We start from the raw sequence: 2,168 nt of genomic DNA on the forward strand, positions 1-2,168 counted from the left end.
CTGTTTAACTCCTTAAACACATCAATGTAAGATTTTTTATTTCTAAGAGCGCTTAGCACCTTCTGTTCTAGATTAGAGTTATCCGTATAAGCCGCAAGGTATGGGGCTTTTTCCGTTGTTTTTGATGCAACATTCAACTCTTTTTGTGATTGCTCAACCTCGAGCTCTTCTTTTTTAAGTTTGCTAAAAACTGTCGTTGCTCTCCCCCAAAGGGTTTCAATCTTTTCTTTTTGTTTTTGCAACCATTCTTTATTAAAATCAACGTAAGAGGCTATTTTTTCCCCTAAACCTTGAGAAACATCAATCCCTCTATTTTTTTTAAATTTGGCTATATAATCTCTATAATCAGGAGATTCAGAAAAATCGAGAGTTGTTGTTTTAACACCAGACCTAGAAAGAGCTGCTACCAATTTTTCATAGGTATTTGCACGATCGGATTGTTTAATGCTACTAGCAAAAGAAGGATCACCACGTTCTATAAAATCCACATGAAAAATGTTTTGTCTAATCTCTTTATTGTTAACAACAACAGTCTCTTTGTTTTGACGAATGGATATCTTATCACCAAGCTCAATACGAGCCCCATCTATCGCAGAGGGAAGATTTACACCATAAACACGTTCAACTCCACGGAAAGTTGCTATATCCGCATAAGGTGTTTTGGTTTTGGCTGTTTCACTAAAAGAAGCATACCCAGCTTCAACAAGTTCACCAGTGATTGTACCTTTAACCTGTTTGTGTTCGTGTAATCGAACGTTTTTAAAATCCTCTTCGGCTACATAAAGATGTGACTGATGCCTATGGCGAGACATTGCAACATAGGAGAGATGTTGATCCATAGATGAGGAGGCTAAAACAAAGACATTATCAACGGTAACTCCTTGACTCTTATGAATCGTAGCCGCATATCCATGATCAACGTTTTGATAGGTCTGATTGGAGAAAACAACTTCTTGGCCAGAGTCAAGACACACTTTTAAAAGCGGTTTTCCTCTTTCATTTTGTGTAGACAAAACAGTTCCCAACATACCATTTTTAACTTTTTGCTTTCCTAATTCTTGGGCATATCTTTCTTCAAATTGAGCGTTTTCAAGAAAGATAATTCTGTCACCAACAACAAATTCCCTATGCCCCTTAAGAGTATCAAAATTTGTAACGCTTGCACTATCTTCAGATTTAAGTAAACGAGCATCTTTAAGAGCAGTTCGAATTTCTTCATTTAATTTTTTTACAGACGCATTCGTATGAGCAAGAACAAGTAATTCGTCACCCCGTAAAGTTTTTCCTTCTTCCAGAGCTTTTTTTTCCTCTATAAGTTTTTCTAAAGATTTACGTGACATTTCAAACTCTCTTTTATTTTTTAATCTTTATTTTTACTTAACAGAATAAATCTCCAATAACAATACTTAATAGTGCGCATTTATGCGCTCCTGAAAATGTCTTTTTTCAAAAGATTTTTGAAGGCGCAATTATACGTTTTAAAGTAAAACGTTTCATGCTATAGATTATTTCTGTGAAATAAACACAATTTTTGGTAATTGTATCTTATGGCAAGTACACATTTACAAGCTAAAATTATTGGTGCTGGAAAATCAGCAATTTCGGCGGCTGCCTATCGCCATAGGACAAGGATGTTTGATGAGTTAGAAGGATCTCATACGCATAAATATGATAAAGATAGAGACCTTGTACATTCAGAAATGAATATTCCAGAGGGTTCTCCAAAATGGATTACACAACAGCTCAGTTATTTTGATACAAATGATAAAAAAAGTGAATGGCTGTGGAACACTGTGCAAAATAGTGAGCGCGTGAATGGACAGTTGGCAAGAGAAATAGTTATAGCGTTGCCATTAGAGTTATCACGAGATCAAAATATTTCTCTTGTACGAGACTTTGTAAAAGAAAACTTTGCATCACGTGGTCTTGTTTCTGATTGGGTTTATCATGACAAGGAAGGAAATCCACATGTGCATATTATGCATACTTTACGTCCAGTTTTAGAAAATGGTTTTGGTCCCAAAAAAATAGCTGTCTTAAATGAAGATGGAACAGTAAAAAAATCTCTTGTTACTATTCGTGATAGACAAGGGAATGCTATAAGAAAAGAAGAGCGTATAGTTTATGAAACCGTCATAGGTCATAAAGATGCTTTGAAGGATTTACGC

The 2,168-nt window shown here is 35.3% G+C and carries 1 protein-coding gene and 1 pseudogene; one reads left to right on the plus strand and one right to left on the minus strand.

Going from position 1 to position 2,168, the window contains the following annotated elements; all coding sequences use genetic code 11:
- A pseudogene (locus ACFILY_RS09295) lies at positions 1-1,340 on the minus strand (Ti-type conjugative transfer relaxase TraA); the annotation flags it as partial.
- Between the two features lie 207 nt (positions 1,341-1,547).
- Here ACFILY_RS09295 and ACFILY_RS09300 point away from each other — a divergent pair.
- Positions 1,548-2,168, plus strand: a 621-nt coding sequence (locus tag ACFILY_RS09300; RefSeq protein WP_375673351.1) for a MobA/MobL family protein, incomplete at its 3' end; no start/stop codon positions are given.

The organism is Bartonella sp. CL25QHWL (assembly GCF_042195335.1).
Taxonomy (GTDB): domain Bacteria; phylum Pseudomonadota; class Alphaproteobacteria; order Rhizobiales; family Rhizobiaceae; genus Bartonella.